Below are 16483 nucleotides of genomic sequence, written 5' to 3'. Positions count from 1 at the left end.
TATATTCACTCCCTTTTTATTTCCGATTAATTCATAAGAAATAGAAATTATCATTCTGGAAAGCGGCTCGCAGAAATAATGTAATTTTCGCGAAAAGGAATTACATCTTTGCATTTTAATTCAGAGGGATAAGATGTGCGGCGGGTGCTTAAGACTTTCTGTCTTGAGCATTGTTGAGGGACAGAAAGTGGAAAGCCCCGGGAAATTTGCATTCACCCGAGGCTACCCCTCAACACCCAACAGGTTGAGAGTAGCCTCTTATTCTTTTTTACACAAGGAGTAAAAGGCATGACGCCATTAAAAACTGCGTTAGGCATCGTCTTTATTATTTGCCTGACGATAGTGATCTTTACCTTTATTACTCGCGGCAGGCTCTGCGAGTTTTCAATAAAGAGTGAACATCAGGAGGTGGCGGCTAAATTAGCCTGCAACCCAGGCTAACCTCTATGGGCGGAACAACGGTTCCGCCCGGCTTGTAGGATGCTGAGGTCTTAATGCACCCATTTTTTTCTTTTGCGCCCGCGATTATACTGCGCGGCGTGTACCCAGATGATAAGAATCCATGAAAGCCATTTTTCTGTTGTTAGTGTTTTTAACGTCCTTCGCCCGCGCCGATGAGATAGGCAGCCAGTATCGGAAACAGGCGGAAGCCGGTGATGCGCGTGCCCAGTATTATCTTGCCGATACGTACTTCAGCTCCGGCGACAGCAAGCAGGCCGCGCAGTGGGCCGAGAAAGCCGCGAAAGGCGGCGATGTCGACGCCATGGGGTTGCTCTCGCAAATCCTCTTTACGCAGGCCGATTACTCACAGGCCAAAGCCCTGGCCCAACAGGCAAACATTGCTGGCAGCAAACGCGGCGCGATCATGCTGGCGCGCATTCTGGTGAATACTCAGGCGGGGAAAACTGACTATCCGCAGGCTATCAGACTGTTGCAAACGGCAACCGAAGATATCGACAGCGACTCTGCGGTCGATGCACAGCTGCTGCTGGGGCTGATTTATGCCAACGGCGTCGAGGTAGCGCAGGATGACGTGCAGGCCGCCTCGTGGTTCAAGCGGAGTTCAGCCCTTTCGCGTACGGGCTATGCCGAGTACTGGGCAGGGATGTTGTTCAGGCAGGGGGAGAAAGGCTTTATCACGCCCAATAAACAGAAAGCGCTGTACTGGTTAAACCTGAGCTGTACGGAAGGGTTTGATACGGGGTGCGAAGAGTTTGATGCGTTGAGCGGGGAGTAAACCCTTGCCCGGTGGCGCTGCGCTTACCGGGCCTACGGCTTGTGTAGGCCGGGTAAGGCGAAGCCGCCACCCGGCTTTTTACATCACTGGTCAGCCGTCTTATCAAAACGACCCAGCACCTCGCGTTCATACGCCAGCGCCTTTTTACGGTCGAATTTGTGTTCCCACTTGGCGATAACCAGCACCGCCAGCGCATTCCCCACCACGTTCAGCGCCGTACGCGCCATGTCGAGGATACGGTCCACACCCGCGATAAAGGCCAGGCCTTCCAGCGGAATGCCTACGCTGCCCAGCGTCGCCAGCAGTACCACGAACGAAACGCCCGGTACGCCTGCGATACCTTTAGACGTCACCATCAGGGTCAGCACCAGGACGATCTCCTGCCACAGCGACAGGTCAATGCCATACAGCTGCGCAATAAAGATAGCGGCGATACTCTGATACAGCGTGGAACCATCCAGGTTAAAGGAGTAACCCGTCGGCACCACGAAGCTGGTGATCGACGCTGGCGCGCCGTAGGCTTCCATCTTCTCAATAATACGGGGCAGCACGCTCTCAGAGCTTGCCGTGGAGTAGGCCAGAATCAGCTCATCTTTCAGGATACGAATCAGGATCCAGATGCTCAGCCCACACAGACGCGCCACAATTCCCAGCACCACCAGCGCAAAGAACAGGATGGCAAAGTGCACCAGGAGTACCAGCTTCGCCAGCGGCCAGAGGGAGGCAAAACCGAAGTTCGCCACGGTGACGGCGATAAGCGCAAACACCCCTACCGGCGCGTAACGCATCACCATGTGGGTCACTTTAAACATGGTTTCGGAGATCGAGCGGAACACGGTCACCAGCGGTTCGCGGTGCGTCGCGGGCAGTGAAGAGAGCCCCAGACCAAACAGAACCGAGAAGAAGATAATAGGCAGCATCTCGCCCTTCGCCATCGACGCCACGATGTTGGTCGGCACCAGAGAAAGGATCGTGCCCATCAGGCCGTGTGCATGGCTTTGCACGTCAGCGGTCGTACTTTGGTATTTCGAAATATCCACCGTCGCCAGCTGCGACATATCAATCCCGGAACCCGGCTGGAAAACGTTCGCCAGGGTGATACCGAGAATGATCGCAACCGTAGTGATCACTTCGAAATAGATAATGGTTTTCGCACCAATACGACCTAACTGCTTCGCATCGCCGACGCCTGCAATACCCACCACCAGCGTCGAGATCACAATCGGTACTACGATCATCTTGATCAGGTGAATAAAGATATCCCCTGCCGGTGAAAGCAGGTTCGCAATCAGCCAGTCGCGGCTGTCGCTGTGATAGTGGAGGTAACTGCCCAGCAGGATGCCCAGCACAAGGGCGATTAAGATCTGCCAGGCCAGGCTGACTTTAACGTTTTTCATAGAAACTGACTTCCTCAATGAAGCGCCTTATTCACTTAAACTGCATGAATATGGGGACATACTGAAAGGGTATGAATTGTGTTGCGTCGATTTATGGGATTTTTTAACGCGGCGTATGAGTATCATTTGCGCGGCCTGTTGCGCAAGCCTTAAAGAACGACGCATTTCACTCGTAAAAGCGTCTGTGACGGGAGTTTCTCCTGATTCTAATAAATAACCTTTTGTTATAAAAAACCTTTTTTAAACATAAATGTGAATAATCGTCAGCATAAATTATTTTCCTTCAAAGTTTCATTCGCTCATTTTTCAACCTGTTCAAACAATGCGTGATCTGTCGCCCAAATAATAAACAAAGCTTGTAAAGCCCCTACTATTAACGTTTTTGCGACATATTATTAACATCTTACAAGGAGAAAAAAAGCCATGAGCCAAATACACAAACATGACATTCCCGCAAACATTGCGGACCGTTGCCTGATCAACCCGGAGCAGTACCACGAGAAATATCAGCAATCTATCACCGCCCCGGACACCTTCTGGGGTGAGCAGGGCCATATCCTTGACTGGATCAAACCTTATCAGAAGGTAAAGAACACCTCCTTTGCGCCCGGTAACGTCTCCATTAAATGGTATGAAGATGGCACGCTGAACCTGGCGGCAAACTGTCTGGACCGTCACCTTGCCGCGCGCGGGAACGAGACGGCGATTATCTGGGAAGGCGATGATGCCTCGCAGAGCAAACACATTACCTATAAAGAACTGCACCGCGACGTGTGCCGCTTTGCCAACGTCCTGCTGGATAAAGGCATTAAAAAAGGCGACGTGGTCGCTATCTATATGCCGATGGTGCCGGAAGCGGCGGTGGCCATGCTGGCCTGTGCGCGTATCGGCGCGATTCATTCCGTTATTTTCGGTGGGTTCTCGCCAGAGGCGGTTGCGGGTCGTATTGTCGATTCAAGCTCAAAACTGGTGATCACCGCCGATGAAGGCGTGCGCGCAGGACGCAGTATCCCCCTGAAAAAAAACGTCGACGAAGCGCTGAAAAACCCGAACGTCAACACGGTCAGCAACGTCATCGTCCTTAAGCGTACCGGCGGCAAAATCGACTGGCACGAGGGGCGCGACCTGTGGTGGAGCGATCTGATTGAAAAGGCGAGCGACCAGCATCAGCCGGAAGAGATGAACGCGGAAGATCCGCTCTTCATTCTTTACACCTCTGGCTCAACCGGCAAACCGAAAGGCGTGCTGCACACCACCGGCGGCTATCTGGTCTACGCGGCCACCACCTTCAAATACGTCTTCGACTACCACCCGGGCGACATCTACTGGTGTACCGCCGACGTGGGCTGGGTCACCGGGCACAGCTATCTGCTGTACGGCCCGCTGGCCTGTGGCGCAACAACGCTGATGTTTGAAGGCGTACCGAACTGGCCGACCCCGGCGCGTATGTGCCAGGTGGTCGATAAGCATCAGGTCAACATTCTCTACACCGCACCAACGGCCATCCGCGCATTAATGGCGGAAGGCGACAAAGCCATCGAAGGCACCGACCGCTCTTCATTGCGCATCCTCGGTTCCGTGGGTGAGCCCATCAACCCGGAAGCCTGGGAGTGGTACTGGAAGAAAATCGGCAACGAGAAATGCCCGGTCATGGACACCTGGTGGCAGACCGAAACCGGCGGCTTTATGATCACCCCGATGCCGGGCGCCACGCAGCTGAAAGCGGGCTCGGCAACGCGTCCGTTCTTCGGCGTACAGCCTGCGCTGGTGGATAACGAAGGCAACCCACTGGAAGGGGCCACCGAAGGCAACCTGGTGATCACGGACTCGTGGCCGGGTCAGGCGCGTACCCTGTTCGGCGATCACGATCGCTTCGAGCAGACCTACTTCTCGACCTTTAAAAACATGTACTTCAGCGGCGACGGCGCGCGTCGTGATGAAGATGGCTATTACTGGATCACCGGACGCGTGGACGACGTGCTGAACGTCTCCGGCCACCGTCTGGGCACCGCGGAGATTGAATCGGCGCTGGTGTCGCATCCGAAGATTGCCGAAGCCGCCGTTGTCGGCATTCCACACAACATCAAGGGCCAGGCAATTTACGCTTACGTCACCCTGAACCACGGGGAAGAGCCGTCGCCAGAGCTCTATGCTGAGGTGCGCAACTGGGTGCGTAAAGAGATTGGCCCGCTGGCGACGCCGGACGTGCTGCACTGGACCGACTCGCTGCCGAAAACCCGCTCCGGCAAAATCATGCGCCGTATCTTGCGCAAAATCGCGGCAGGGGACACCAGCAACCTCGGTGATACCTCAACGCTCGCAGATCCTGGCGTGGTGGAAAAACTGCTCGAAGAGAAGCAGGCCATCGCAATGCCTTCCTAGTGTTTTCTCCCTCTCCCCTCACCCTCTCCCCATAGGGGAGAGGGGATAAAAACAAACCAACCTTACCTTTGGAGACTCTGTGATGAATGACCATATTTGTCAGCAGATAGAGAATAGTGCGCACTACAGGGAGCTCGTCGATAAGCGGCAACGGTTTGCCTTCACCCTTTCCATCATCATGCTGATTATCTATGTCGGCTTTATTCTGCTGATCGCCTTTGCGCCGCACTGGCTGGGCACCCCGCTGCACGAGGGCACCAGCGTGACGCGCGGTATTCCCATTGGCATTGGCGTCATCGTGATTTCATTTGTGCTGACCGGCGTCTACGTCTGGCGCGCGAACGGTGAATTCGATCGCCTTAATAAAGCGGTACTGCAAGAGGTAAAAGCATCATGAAGAGAATTCTGACGGCGCTCGCCGCCACGCTTCCCTTTGCCGCCCACGCGGCAGATGCGATTACCGGCGAGGTACAGCGCCAGCCAACCAACTGGCAGGCGATTGTGATGTTCCTGATTTTCGTGGTGCTGACGCTGTACATCACTTACTGGGCGTCGAAACGCGTGCGCTCCCGTAACGATTACTACACCGCAGGCGGCAACATTACCGGCTTCCAGAACGGGCTGGCGATTGCGGGTGACTTTATGTCCGCCGCCTCGTTCCTCGGGATCTCCGCGCTGGTCTACACCTCCGGCTATGACGGCCTGATTTACTCCCTCGGCTTCCTCGTCGGCTGGCCGATCATTCTGTTCCTGATTGCCGAGCGCCTGCGCAATCTGGGCCGCTACACCTTCGCCGACGTGGCCTCGTATCGCCTGAAGCAGGGACCGATTCGCACCCTCTCCGCCTGCGGTTCGCTGGTGGTGGTGGCGCTGTATCTGATTGCGCAGATGGTGGGCGCGGGTAAACTGATCCAACTGCTGTTCGGCCTGAACTACCACATCGCGGTGGTGCTGGTGGGCGTGCTGATGGTGATGTACGTGCTGTTCGGCGGCATGCTGGCGACGACCTGGGTGCAGATCATCAAAGCCGTGCTGCTGCTATTCGGCGCCAGCTTTATGGCCTTTATGGTGATGAAGCACGTCGGGTTCAGCTTCAATAACCTGTTTACCGAAGCCATGGCGGTCCACCCGAAAGGGGAAGCCATCATGAGCCCGGGCGGGCTGGTGAAAGACCCGATATCGGCCCTGTCGCTCGGTCTGGGCCTGATGTTTGGTACCGCAGGCTTACCGCACATCCTGATGCGCTTCTTCACCGTGAGCGACGCGCGTGAAGCGCGCAAGAGCGTCTTCTACGCGACCGGCTTCATGGGCTACTTCTATATCCTGACCTTTATCATCGGCTTTGGCGCGATCATGCTGGTGGGGGCAAACCCGGCGTTTAAAGACGCCGCGGGCGCGCTGATTGGCGGCAATAACATGGCGGCGGTGCATCTGGCCGACGCGGTGGGCGGCAACCTGTTCCTCGGCTTTATCTCAGCCGTGGCCTTCGCCACCATTCTTGCGGTGGTTGCGGGTTTAACGCTGGCCGGGGCGTCGGCGGTTTCGCATGACCTCTACGCCAACGTCTTCCGCAAAGGCGCGAGCGAGCGCGATGAGCTGAAGGTCTCCAAAATCACCGTGCTGGTGCTGGGCGTCGTGGCGATCCTGCTGGGCATTCTGTTCGAGAAGCAGAACATCGCCTTTATGGTGGGGCTGGCCTTCTCCATCGCGGCAAGCTGTAACTTCCCGATCATCCTGCTCTCCATGTACTGGTCGAAGCTGACCACCCGTGGCGCGATGATTGGCGGCTGGCTGGGGCTGCTGACGGCGGTGATCCTGATGATTCTGGGCCCGACGATCTGGGTGCAGATCCTCGGTCACGCCAGCGCCATCTTCCCGTATGAATATCCGGCGCTGTTCTCCATTGCCGTGGCGTTTATCGGTATCTGGGTCTTCTCGGCTACCGACAATTCGCCGGAAGGTAACCTGGAGCGCGAGAAATTCCGCGCCCAGTTTATTCGTTCACAAACCGGTCTTGGCGTTGAGCAGGGCCGCGCGCACTAAACCTTTCTCCCCGGCCATTCTGGCCGGGGAGCTTAAAACATCACCCACGCCACCAGCGGCGCAATCAGCACCATCACCACGCCTGACAGCATCATCACCAGGCTCGCGACAACCCCCTCCTGCTGGCCCAGCTCATAGGAGCGTGCCGTGCCCGCGCCGTGCGACGCCGCGCCAAACCCCGCGCCTTTGGCCATTCCTTCCCGAATAGAAAGCCGCAGAAAGAGCATATCGCCCACCGCCATCCCAAAGACGCCCGTCACCACCACAAACAGCGCCACCAGGTCCGGCTGTCCGCCGAGGGGTTTCGCCGCCGCGAGCGCAAACGGCGTGGTCACCGAGCGCACGGCCAGGCTGCGCTGAATTTCATCGGGCAGCGTAAACAGTCTCGCCAGCCAGACGGAGCTACAGACCGCGACCACCGTAGCGGTGATGACGCCTGCGCTGAGCGACATCCAGTGGCGCCTGATAATCGCCAGGTTGTCGTAAACGGGCACGGCAAAGGCGATGGTCGCCGGGCCGAGCAGCCACAGCAGCCAGTGGGATTCACCAATGTAGTTCTGCCAGGAGATGTGGCCGAAGACCAGCATCAGCACCAGCAGGATCGGCGTGAAGACCAGCGGCATCAGCGGCAGCGCATGAAACCGGCGATACAGCCACTTGTTGGCAAAGTAGATCGCCAGCGTCGCGATCAGGCACAAGACGCTGATCTGAAAGTTAGTCATGTTTGTGCCTGCTGATTTCAAAGCGATACACTTTATCCACCACCCAGGCGGTCGCTCCCAGCACCATCAGCGTACTCAGCGCGATCACCGCGAAGATGCGCCAGCCGTCCACCATCAGCAGCTGCGCATAGTTCACCACCGCCACCACGGCAGGCACAAAGAACAGCAGCATCTCCGCCAGCAGCCAGCGCGCCCCGGCGCGCACCCAGTTAAGGGGGATCACGCGACAGAGGATGAGCGTCAACATCAGCAGCATCCCCACCAGGTTGGCAGGCAGCGGCAGGTGGAGCCAGCCGACAAGATATTCGGCGAAAACAAACAGTCCCGCGTAGAGCAGTACCTGAACCGGGACCTGGAGTCGTTGTACAACGGCAGGCGTAACACGGCTTAACGCCACGGCCATGGGGGTTTTCCTCAAAAATGAGACGAGGCGCCAGTATAGTGAGCGCACGGTATGGACTGAAATGAATTAAAATCATCACAGGTATAGTTTCGAGGAATAATCATGGACATAAGAACGCTGCGCTATTTTGTCGAAGTGGTTCGCCAGCAAAGTTTTACCCGCGCAGCGGAGAAGTTGTTTGTTACCCAGCCCACCATCAGCAAGATGCTGAAAAACCTCGAAGATGAACTGAACTGTACCCTGCTGATCCGCGACGGGCGCAAGCTTCTGCTGACCGACACCGGACGCGTGGTGTTCGAACGCGGGCTGGCGATTCTGGCGGAGTTCCGCCAGCTGGAAGCAGAGCTGGACGATATTAATCATCTGACCAAAGGGGTGCTTCGCCTCGGCATTCCCCCGATGGTCGGCATGATGATGGCCGGACCGATTAGCCTGTTTCGCCAGCGCTATCCTGGCGTAGAGCTGAAGATTTCGGAGTTTGGTGGCTTAACCGTCCAGCAGGCCGTCACTAACGGCGAGCTCGACGTGGCCATGACCGCCCTCCCCGTTGAGGAAGAGAGCGGCCTGGCGACGCTTCCGCTCTTTAGCCACCCGCTGTGCGTGCTGGTTCCCCGCTCCGGCGACTGGCTGAAAAGGGACGCGGTGAAGCCTGAGCTGCTCGGCGAACACCCTCTGCTGATCTACAACGAAGACTTCGCTCTCAGCCGCCAGCTGATGACGCTGTTTAACCAACATAACGTCAAGCCACGCATCGCGGTGCGCAGCGGTCAGTGGGATTTCCTGGCCGCGATGGTGCAGGCGGGCGTGGGGATTGCCATTCTGCCGCAGCCGATTTGCGAGCGTCTGGATAAAAACACGCTGCGCTGGATCCCGCTGGAGAGCGATCTGCACTGGCAGTTAGGGATGATCTGGCGTGAAGGGGTCTATTTGTCGCAGAGCGCGCAGGCGTGGCTGCAGTGTTGTGAGGGGTTTTGGGTGCGGTCTGAATAGTGCCGGGTGGCGGCTTCGCCTTACCCGGCCTACATTCGAACCGTAGGCCGGGTAAGGCGAAGCCGCCACCCGGCAAAACAGCGCTACTGATTCTCTATCAACAGCGCTTCCAGCAGGTCCAGATCGTGCAGCAGCTTTTGCAGCGTCTCGTTGCTGATCTGGCGCGTGGCGCGCAGGTGATACAGTTCGGCACGCTCTGAGCGCAGCGCGGCCAGACGGAACCGGCGTTCCAGGTTCTCCTCCTGCAGCGAGCTTTCTACATCGTTACGCCCGTCCGCGCGGCGACGCAGGTTACCAATTACGCGGGAACTCACCTCCGTCAGCAGCTGATTGTCGATGTTCTCTTCCGCATCCGCGGCCAGGCGCTCTTCCATTTTCTGGATGGCGACAATCGCCACTTCGGCGGTCGCAGCACGCGCAATACGCTCTTCCTTGTGCTGCTGGGTCGAATCGCCAACATCAATATGCTGGAGCAAAATCGGCAGCATAATCACGCCGACGAACAGGGAGAACAGAATCACCCCCGCCGCCAGGAACACCAGTTCGTAACGCGCCGGGAAGACATCGCCCGTCGGCAGCAGCAGCGGAATGGAGAGCACACCGGCGAGGGTTATCGCCCCGCGTACGCCCGCAAAAGAGGCAATCAGCAGCTCACGCGTTGTCCACGAGCCGAACTCCATCGGTTTTTTCTTCAGGAAGCGGACGCTGAAGTTTTTCATCGTCCACAGCCAGCCGAAACGCACCAGCATCAGCGCCAGGTAGATCAGCACGATGTCGGTAAAGAGCATCCAGACTTCAACGTTCGGATCGGCCTCCGCCGCCACCAGCGAGGATTCCATAATGCCCGGCAGCTGCAGGCCCAACAGCAGGAACACCATGCCGTTAAAGACAAACTCCAGCATCGCCCAGGTGCTGTTGGCACGCAGGCGCATCGCCAGCGGCGCGCGGCGCATCACGCCGGAGCGGGTGATGGTCATCCCTGCCGCGACCGCGGCCAGAATGCCCGACACGCCGATATGTTCGGCAATCAGATAAGAGGCGAACGGCAGCAGGAACAGCAGCACGATCTGCGTCGCGGGTTCATCGCCGCCCCAGCGGCTGAGGAAGCGCAATGAGCGGCCGTACAGCCAGCTCACCACGAAGCCCGCGAGAATACCGCCGATGGCTACCTTAAAGAACTCAAGCGTCGCGCCGCCGACGGTAAAGACCATCGTGCCCATCGCAACGGCCACGGCAAACTTCAGGGCAACCAGGCCGGAGGCGTCATTCATCAGCGCCTCACCCTGTAAAATCCCCATGATTTTCTTCGGAATGCGGCCTTCGCCCACAATGCCGGACAGCGCCACGGCATCGGTTGGCGATAGCACGGCGGCCAGCGCAAAGGCAGGAATTAACGGGATACCCGGTACCGTCCAGTAGATCAGGAAACCAATCCCGACGACGGTGACCACCACCAGGGCAAGCGCCAGGCCGAAGATCTCTCGCCCGTGCTCAAGGAACTCGCGCGTGGGCGTTTTCCAGCCATCGGCAAACAGCAGTGGCGGGATGAACAGCACGAGGAACAGTTCGGGGTCAAATTCCACGTGCAGGCCAAACGTTGGCCACGCCAGCAGCGCGCCGATGGCAATTTGCATTAATGGCAGGGGGACCTGAAAGGGCAGTACGCGTGTAACCACCCCGGATAGCGAGACCACAAGGGTCATGATGAGTATTGTGAAGAAGATTTCCATGCGTTCCCTGTTTGCTGTGTTGCTTATGTACTCCGGAAGGCGTCGTGCCTTTTATTCTATCTTCCCCAGAGTAACGCAAAAGGCAACAGGATGAGTCCTGAAAATAAAAACGGGCGGCCTGAGCCACCCGTTTTCGCATCAAAGGACAACTCAGATTGCCCAGCCGCCCGCGTAAAACGCCACCAGCGCAACGGCAATCACAACGGTGCCAACGTTCAGCTTGCGCCATTCACCGGAGACCAGACGACCAATCACCAGCGACGCGAAGCCGATCATAATGCCGGTCACGATGTTACAGGTCAGTACGATGAAGACCGCGGTAATCAGGCCAGACATCGCGTCAACGAAATCCGCAAAGTCGATTTTCGCCACGTTGCTCAGCATCAGCAGGCCAACGTACATCAGCGCTGGCGCGGTCGCGTACGCCGGAACCAGATAGGAGAGCGGGGAGAGGAACAGGATCAGCATGAACAGCACGCCCACGGTGATCGCCGTCAGGCCGGTTTTACCGCCCGCCGCCGTACCCGCTGCGGACTCGATGTACACCGCCGCAGGCGCTGCGCCCACCAGGCCCGAGAAGACGCTGCTCAGGGAGTCCGTCGTCAGCGCTTTGCCGCCGTCAATAATCTGACCGTCTTTATCCAGCAGGTTCGCCTGACCGGCCACCGCACGAATGGTACCGGTCGCGTCAAACACGGCGGTCATCACCAGCGCCAGCACGCTTGGCAGGATCACCGGGTTGAGCGCGCCAACGATATCCAGGCTGCCAATCAGAGAGTTGCCTTTGTCATCGCTCAGCGACGGCATGGCGAAAATGCCGGAGAAATGGACGTTCGGATCGAAAATCAGGCCCACAATGGACACGCCGATAATAGTCAGCAGAATGCCGCCCGGGACTTTCAGTTTTTCCAGACCGATAATCACCGCCAGGCCGATCAGCGACATGATCACCGGGAAGCTGGCGAAGTGGCCCAGCGCAACCGGCAGGCCGTCCAGCGGGTTCTTGATAACCAGACCGACGCCATTGGCGGCGATCAGCAGCAGGAACAGGCCGATGCCGATGCCGGTACCGTGCGCCACGCCCTGCGGCAGGTTGCGCAAGATCCAGCTACGGATGCCGGTCGCTGAAATAACGGTAAACAGCACACCCATCAGGAACACGGCGCCCAGCGCAACCGGTACGCTGATGTGCTGGCCCAGCACCAGGCTGAACGCGGTAAACGCGGTCAGGGAGATGGCGCAACCAATCGCCAGCGGCAGGTTCGCCCACAGGCCCATCACGATAGAGCCCACGCCGGCCACAAGGCAGGTCGCCACAAAGACAGCCGCTGGCGGGAAGCCCGCTTTGCCCAGCATACCCGGCACAACGATGACGGAATAAACCATCGCCAGAAACGTTGTCAAACCGGCAACGATTTCCTGGCGCACGGTGCTGCCGCGGGCCGAAATTTTAAACATGGCGTCAAGTGAACCGCCAGTACGCGCAGATGGCGTAGACATAGAAAACATCCCCTGAGAGTTTTTTAGGAAGTCCGTAAGCGAGGTGGAGACGCCACTGCCAGCTAAACGTCAAATCCTTGTGTTGCGTTTGCGACGAAAGGGCCTCACAGAAAAAGCAAACGTTTAGCTCCGCGCTTACAAACGGGTGGTCAAATTAAGGCAAACGATTATCTAGCCTAATCCCCGCCCTTTTCAACTGAACTTTATCGTTTTTCGCTAAAATTCCCTTATGACGCTGAAGAAATAAACAGAGGATGCGCAAACGTTATCGTCTATGCGCAATTTGTTTACATTTCAATCCTCACCCGGGATGGATAACGGTCCCCCTTGTGCCAGGGTTCGTTGCCAGCCGGAGCTGTTTTCAACCTTCGTTTTCCATGCCTGACTATGCGGCAGGTTGTCGATACCGCCGCGCGCCAGCAGGGCAAAGATCGGGAAGCTCATTTGAATGTCGGCCATGCTGAGCGAATCCCCGGCAAACCAGCTGTTTTTAGCAAGGTGCGACTCAATAAAGCGCGCATGGGTTTCCAGCTGGCGGTTAAGGTACGCTTTCTGCACCCCCTGCCCAAGCGCTTTGCCCAGGGTTCGGATACCAAACGGCACCGGCGGCTTGCCGAGACTGCTGAAGACCAGCTTCATTAGCAGCAGCGGCATCAGCGATCCTTCCGCGTAGTGCAGCCAGAAGCGATACTGCACCTTATGCGCCGGATCTAAAGGCTTAAGCCGCGACTCGGCATCGTATGTTTCCTGCAGATACTCCAGAATGGCACCAGACTCCGCGAGGATCAGCCCGTTATCTTCGATGACCGGCGATTTGCCCAACGGATGCACCTTTTTGAGAGCCTCCGGCGCAAGCATGTTCTTTTCGCGCTGATAGTGAACGATCTCATAAGGCAGACCGAGTTCTTCCAGCGCCCAGATCACGCGGTGCGAGCGCGACTGGTTAAGGTGGTGTACCGTGAGCATGGTTTTCTCCTGTTATTCATACTTTTTAACTATAGAAAATCGAACAACACCGCGAAAAAAATTCGGCTAAAAACCGGTCAGCGACGCTGGCGAAAAAACGGGTCTTGCATAGAATTAAAGTGTCAGCACAATCCGGAACCTCCCCAACCAGCTCGACATGAGGGGTGCTGACGTCGGGGGAAACCCTCCCGTGAACCAGCGGGATAGAGAGAAAGACAAAGACCGGGAAAAACTAAAGCGCCCTTTGTGGCGCTTTAGTTCTTTATGTATGCGGGGTTTTGCCGGGTAGCGCTTCGCTTACCCGGCCTACGTTCTCGGTGTTGTAGGCCGGGTAAGGCGCAGCCGCCACCCGGCAAACTGGCCGCACAATCTCAATCCTCTTCCAGCAACCGCGCCCCCGTCCCCTGTTCGCCCAGTTTGTCGCCGGGGTTACGCAACGGGCAGTCGCTGCGCGACAGGCAGCCGCAGCCGATACAACCGTCCAGCTCATCACGCAGCGCGACCAGCGTATGGATACGCCTGTCCAGCTCTTCTCGCCACTGGGATGAAAGCTCTTTCCACTCTTTCGGGCTCAGCGTATGCCCTTCCGGCAGCACGCCAAATGCCTCGCCAATGGTAGCCAGGGGAATGCCGATTCGTTGCGCAATTTTGATAATCGCCACGTAGCGGAGCACGTCGCGGGTATAGCGACGCTGGTTGCCGCCGTTGCGGATGCTTTTAATTAACCCTTTGCTTTCATAGAAGTGGAGCGCCGATACCGCAACGCCGCTTCGCTTTGCCACTTCGCCGGGGGTTAACAGCGCTTTAATGCGCGGCAATCTCTTTTCCATAAAACCTCTTTACCTCAAGTTAACTTGAGGAATTATACTCCCCCGCAGAGAAAACGACGAATCAACCGAGAAAGTTGTATCTACAGAGGGGCAACCTTATGTCGCATCAGCAGATTATTCAGACGCTTATTGAATGGATTGACGATCATATCGACCAACCGTTGAACATTGATGTGGTCGCGAAAAAGTCGGGCTATTCGAAATGGTATTTACAGAGAATGTTCCGCACGGTCATGCACCAGACGCTGGGTGAGTACATTCGTCAGCGCAGGCTGCTGCTGGCGGCGCAGGCGCTACGCTCAACGCAGCGGCCGATTTTTGATATCGCGATGGATCTTGGCTATGTGTCGCAACAAACCTTTTCCCGCGTGTTTCGCCGCGAGTTTGACCGCACGCCGAGCGACTATCGCCACCAGTTGAATTAATTACTCTCAGTGCAAAGGTTGCTGCTGCCAGGTCATAAATTCCTGGGGCGGCATCGCTTTCGCGAAGTGCCATCCCTGACAAAACTGGACGCCGCGCTTCAACAGCCAGCTCACCTGCTCTGCCGTCTCGACCCCTTCCGCAATGGTTTTCAGCCGCAGGCTTTGCGCCATCTCGATAATATGCTCGGCGATCAGGTGGCTGGTGCTGTTGGTCGTTAAGGTATCGATAAACGATTTATCGATTTTCAGAATATCGACGTTCAGCGAGTAGAGGTTGTGCAGGTTCGAATAGCCGGTACCGAAATCATCGATCGCCACTTCATACCCCGCCTGACGGAAAGCCTGAATCACCGGCGTGGTTTTAGGCACATCGATAAAACCGCGTTCCGTCACTTCAATTTTGATTTGCTGCGCGCGGACGGCGTAGTGGCGAGCCTTCTCAGAAATCATGGCGATCAGCCGCGAGGAGTGGAAATCCGTGGCCGACAGGTTAATCGAAATATAGAGATGCGGATGCTCGGCCAGGAAATGGCCCAAATCGCTGAACACTTCCTCAACGACGTAATCCGTAATCCGCTCGCTCATCCCCTCATTTTCAGCCAGCGGAATAAACTCAGCCGGGCTCATCACCTGCCCGTTAAAACCCGGCCAGCGTAACAACGCCTCCGCGCCGACACACCGGTTGTTCTTAATATCAATAATCGGTTGATAGTGCACGCAAAGCTGGCGTTTGTTCAGCGCCCGATGCAGTAAACGCCCCGGCGAATTAAGCTCACGATGAGTACGGGACCAGACCAGCAAAATAATAATGCTGCAGATCATGCCCAGCGGCAGCGTTAATGTCGCCTGATGATAAAGCGTTTCATAAAAGCGTTTATTCGATGTCGACACGATGGCCGCAATCGGTCTTTTAGGGGATGTGACGATCGTATAAAAGCGGTTATCTTTTTGAAATACCGATTCCTTATCCCGAATCAGCGAATTTAATAACGAAACGTTGGCTTTCTGACTGACGGAAAAGAAAGCATTGGTTACCGTGTCGTAAACCCCCCACGAGAGAGAATGATCCGCGGACATGACTTCGCTGTATGAAAGTGGATTAACGACCACTACATAATTTCCGCGCTGCATATATGTCATTTTATAGCCAGTATAAAATGGGGTGTCGCGATAATAATAGATAGCGACGTCAGGTTTTCGCGTGTAATTAGCGACGGGTATGGCGTAGGGTTGATCCGGTGTAAAAACGGTCGAACAAAGAAAATTCTGACCTTCAGCGTAAATTAAATCGGCAACAAACAGGCGACCACGAACAACGTTCAACATATATTGACGGTGTCCCGGGGTACAGAGCTCGCCCCGATATTTTTCTGCCTCGTCCCTGGCCAGATCAACCTGTTGTATAACCAGCTCAGTTTTGTCTAAAGCCAGTTCAGCAAATGTCCGTAGCTGGGCGCTTGTTTCAGACACGGCTCTTAGCTGGGCAAACCATAGCGCAAGCATCACCGGCAGCATAACTACCATGATGATCCCTACCACCCTGAGCATCTTGCGCCGCGCGCTACGATTCATTTCCCGCCCTATATCCCTGCATGTTGTACGCCTGTAGTAATGAAGGCCGGATGCTGTGTTAAACAGGTGATTACGTTGCATGAATCATGCGAAGTTAGCAACTGACTTTTCGTATTAAAAATCTTAAATTTCGTTATGACGATAATATTTTCCCGTAAGTGAAACTGTAAGTATTCGTTCCGTTTCAATTAAGGAAAATAATTATCCAGCCCTCGAGGACGGAGGGAAGATAACACAACAGACGATCGTTGATTAAGCCAAACTTCTGGCAGCATGAAAAAAGCGC

At 56.1% G+C, this 16483-nt stretch carries 15 protein-coding genes; 7 read left to right on the top strand and 8 right to left on the bottom strand.

The annotated features are described in order from the left end of the window. Positions 1-288 precede the first annotated feature (288 nt). Both ACEPLT_RS01580 and ACEPLT_RS01575 read left to right on the top strand, forming a co-directional pair. Positions 289-441, top strand: a complete 153-nt coding sequence (locus ACEPLT_RS01580) for a Hok/Gef family protein (RefSeq protein ID WP_032650616.1) — start codon at positions 289-291, stop codon at positions 439-441. A 121-nt stretch (positions 442-562) separates the two neighbouring features. Continuing rightward, complete coding sequence (locus tag ACEPLT_RS01575; protein WP_063616558.1) at positions 563-1237, top strand: tetratricopeptide repeat protein; 675 nt, start codon at positions 563-565, stop codon at positions 1235-1237. Between the two features lie 83 nt (positions 1238-1320). Here ACEPLT_RS01575 and gltP read toward each other — a convergent pair whose 3' ends face one another. Then, on the bottom strand, positions 1321-2634 hold the full coding sequence (gene gltP / locus ACEPLT_RS01570; protein ID WP_008503398.1) for a glutamate/aspartate:proton symporter GltP: 1314 nt from the start codon (positions 2632-2634) through the stop codon (positions 1321-1323). A gap of 423 nt (positions 2635-3057) precedes the next feature. Here gltP and acs point away from each other — a divergent pair, with 423 nt between their 5' ends. From acs to actP, 3 genes are all read left to right on the top strand, one after another. Next, positions 3058-5016 carry an acetate--CoA ligase gene (gene acs / locus ACEPLT_RS01565; protein ID WP_008503397.1) on the top strand — a complete coding sequence of 653 codons (1959 nt, stop codon included), beginning with the start codon at positions 3058-3060 and terminating at the stop codon, positions 5014-5016. Between the two features lie 82 nt (positions 5017-5098). Next, the gene (locus tag ACEPLT_RS01560; RefSeq protein WP_008503396.1) at positions 5099-5413 is read left to right on the top strand and encodes a DUF485 domain-containing protein; all 315 of its coding nucleotides are present in this window, start codon (positions 5099-5101) and stop codon (positions 5411-5413) included. Further along, positions 5410-7059, top strand: coding sequence for a cation/acetate symporter ActP (gene actP / locus ACEPLT_RS01555; RefSeq protein WP_008503395.1), 1650 nt, complete (start codon positions 5410-5412; stop codon positions 7057-7059). Before ACEPLT_RS01560 ends, actP begins: the two co-directional genes overlap by 4 nt. A 32-nt stretch (positions 7060-7091) precedes the next feature. Here the strand turns inward: actP and ACEPLT_RS01550 are convergent, their stop codons facing one another. Together ACEPLT_RS01550 and ACEPLT_RS01545 are read right to left on the bottom strand one after the other, a co-directional pair. Further along, positions 7092-7781, bottom strand: coding sequence for an LrgB family protein (locus ACEPLT_RS01550; RefSeq protein ID WP_063616556.1), 690 nt, complete (start codon positions 7779-7781; stop codon positions 7092-7094). After that, positions 7774-8184, bottom strand: a complete 411-nt coding sequence (locus ACEPLT_RS01545) for a CidA/LrgA family protein (RefSeq protein WP_021242769.1) — start codon at positions 8182-8184, stop codon at positions 7774-7776. Before ACEPLT_RS01545 ends, ACEPLT_RS01550 begins: the two co-directional genes overlap by 8 nt. Positions 8185-8286: 102 nt before the next feature. Here ACEPLT_RS01545 and ACEPLT_RS01540 point away from each other — a divergent pair, with 102 nt between their 5' ends. Continuing rightward, the gene (locus ACEPLT_RS01540) at positions 8287-9174 is read left to right on the top strand and encodes a LysR family transcriptional regulator (RefSeq protein WP_023345272.1); all 888 of its coding nucleotides are present in this window, start codon (positions 8287-8289) and stop codon (positions 9172-9174) included. Positions 9175-9257: 83 nt separating this feature from the next. On the opposite strand, the gene ACEPLT_RS01535 is transcribed toward ACEPLT_RS01540, so the two are convergent. The 4 genes from ACEPLT_RS01535 to soxR all read right to left on the bottom strand — a co-directional run bounded on the left by ACEPLT_RS01535 (position 9258) and on the right by soxR (position 14200). Continuing rightward, entirely contained in the window at positions 9258-10904 is a 1647-nt protein-coding gene (locus tag ACEPLT_RS01535) for a Na+/H+ antiporter (RefSeq protein WP_008503391.1), read from the bottom strand. A gap of 150 nt (positions 10905-11054) precedes the next feature. Beyond that, positions 11055-12404, bottom strand: a complete 1350-nt coding sequence (gene ghxP, locus ACEPLT_RS01530) for a guanine/hypoxanthine transporter GhxP (RefSeq protein ID WP_008503390.1) — start codon at positions 12402-12404, stop codon at positions 11055-11057. Positions 12405-12698: 294 nt separating this feature from the next. Continuing rightward, entirely contained in the window at positions 12699-13370 is a 672-nt protein-coding gene (locus ACEPLT_RS01525; protein WP_135345720.1) for a glutathione S-transferase family protein, read from the bottom strand. A 371-nt stretch (positions 13371-13741) separates the two neighbouring features. After that, positions 13742-14200 carry a redox-sensitive transcriptional activator SoxR gene (gene soxR / locus ACEPLT_RS01520; RefSeq protein ID WP_008503388.1) on the bottom strand — a complete coding sequence of 153 codons (459 nt, stop codon included), beginning with the start codon at positions 14198-14200 and terminating at the stop codon, positions 13742-13744. Between the two features lie 98 nt (positions 14201-14298). Here soxR and soxS point away from each other — a divergent pair, with 98 nt between their 5' ends. Next, positions 14299-14625, top strand: a complete 327-nt coding sequence (gene soxS, locus ACEPLT_RS01515; protein ID WP_008503387.1) for a superoxide response transcriptional regulator SoxS — start codon at positions 14299-14301, stop codon at positions 14623-14625. 6 nt (positions 14626-14631) lie between these two features. Here the strand turns inward: soxS and ACEPLT_RS01510 are convergent, their stop codons facing one another. After that, the gene (locus ACEPLT_RS01510; protein ID WP_023293514.1) at positions 14632-16197 is read right to left on the bottom strand and encodes an EAL domain-containing protein; all 1566 of its coding nucleotides are present in this window, start codon (positions 16195-16197) and stop codon (positions 14632-14634) included. Positions 16198-16483 lie beyond the last annotated feature (286 nt).

Source organism: Enterobacter sp. fkY84-1 (assembly GCF_052974705.1).
The sequence above is the reverse complement of the archived record's forward strand: the minus strand, read 5'-3'. Positions and strand labels throughout refer to the sequence as shown.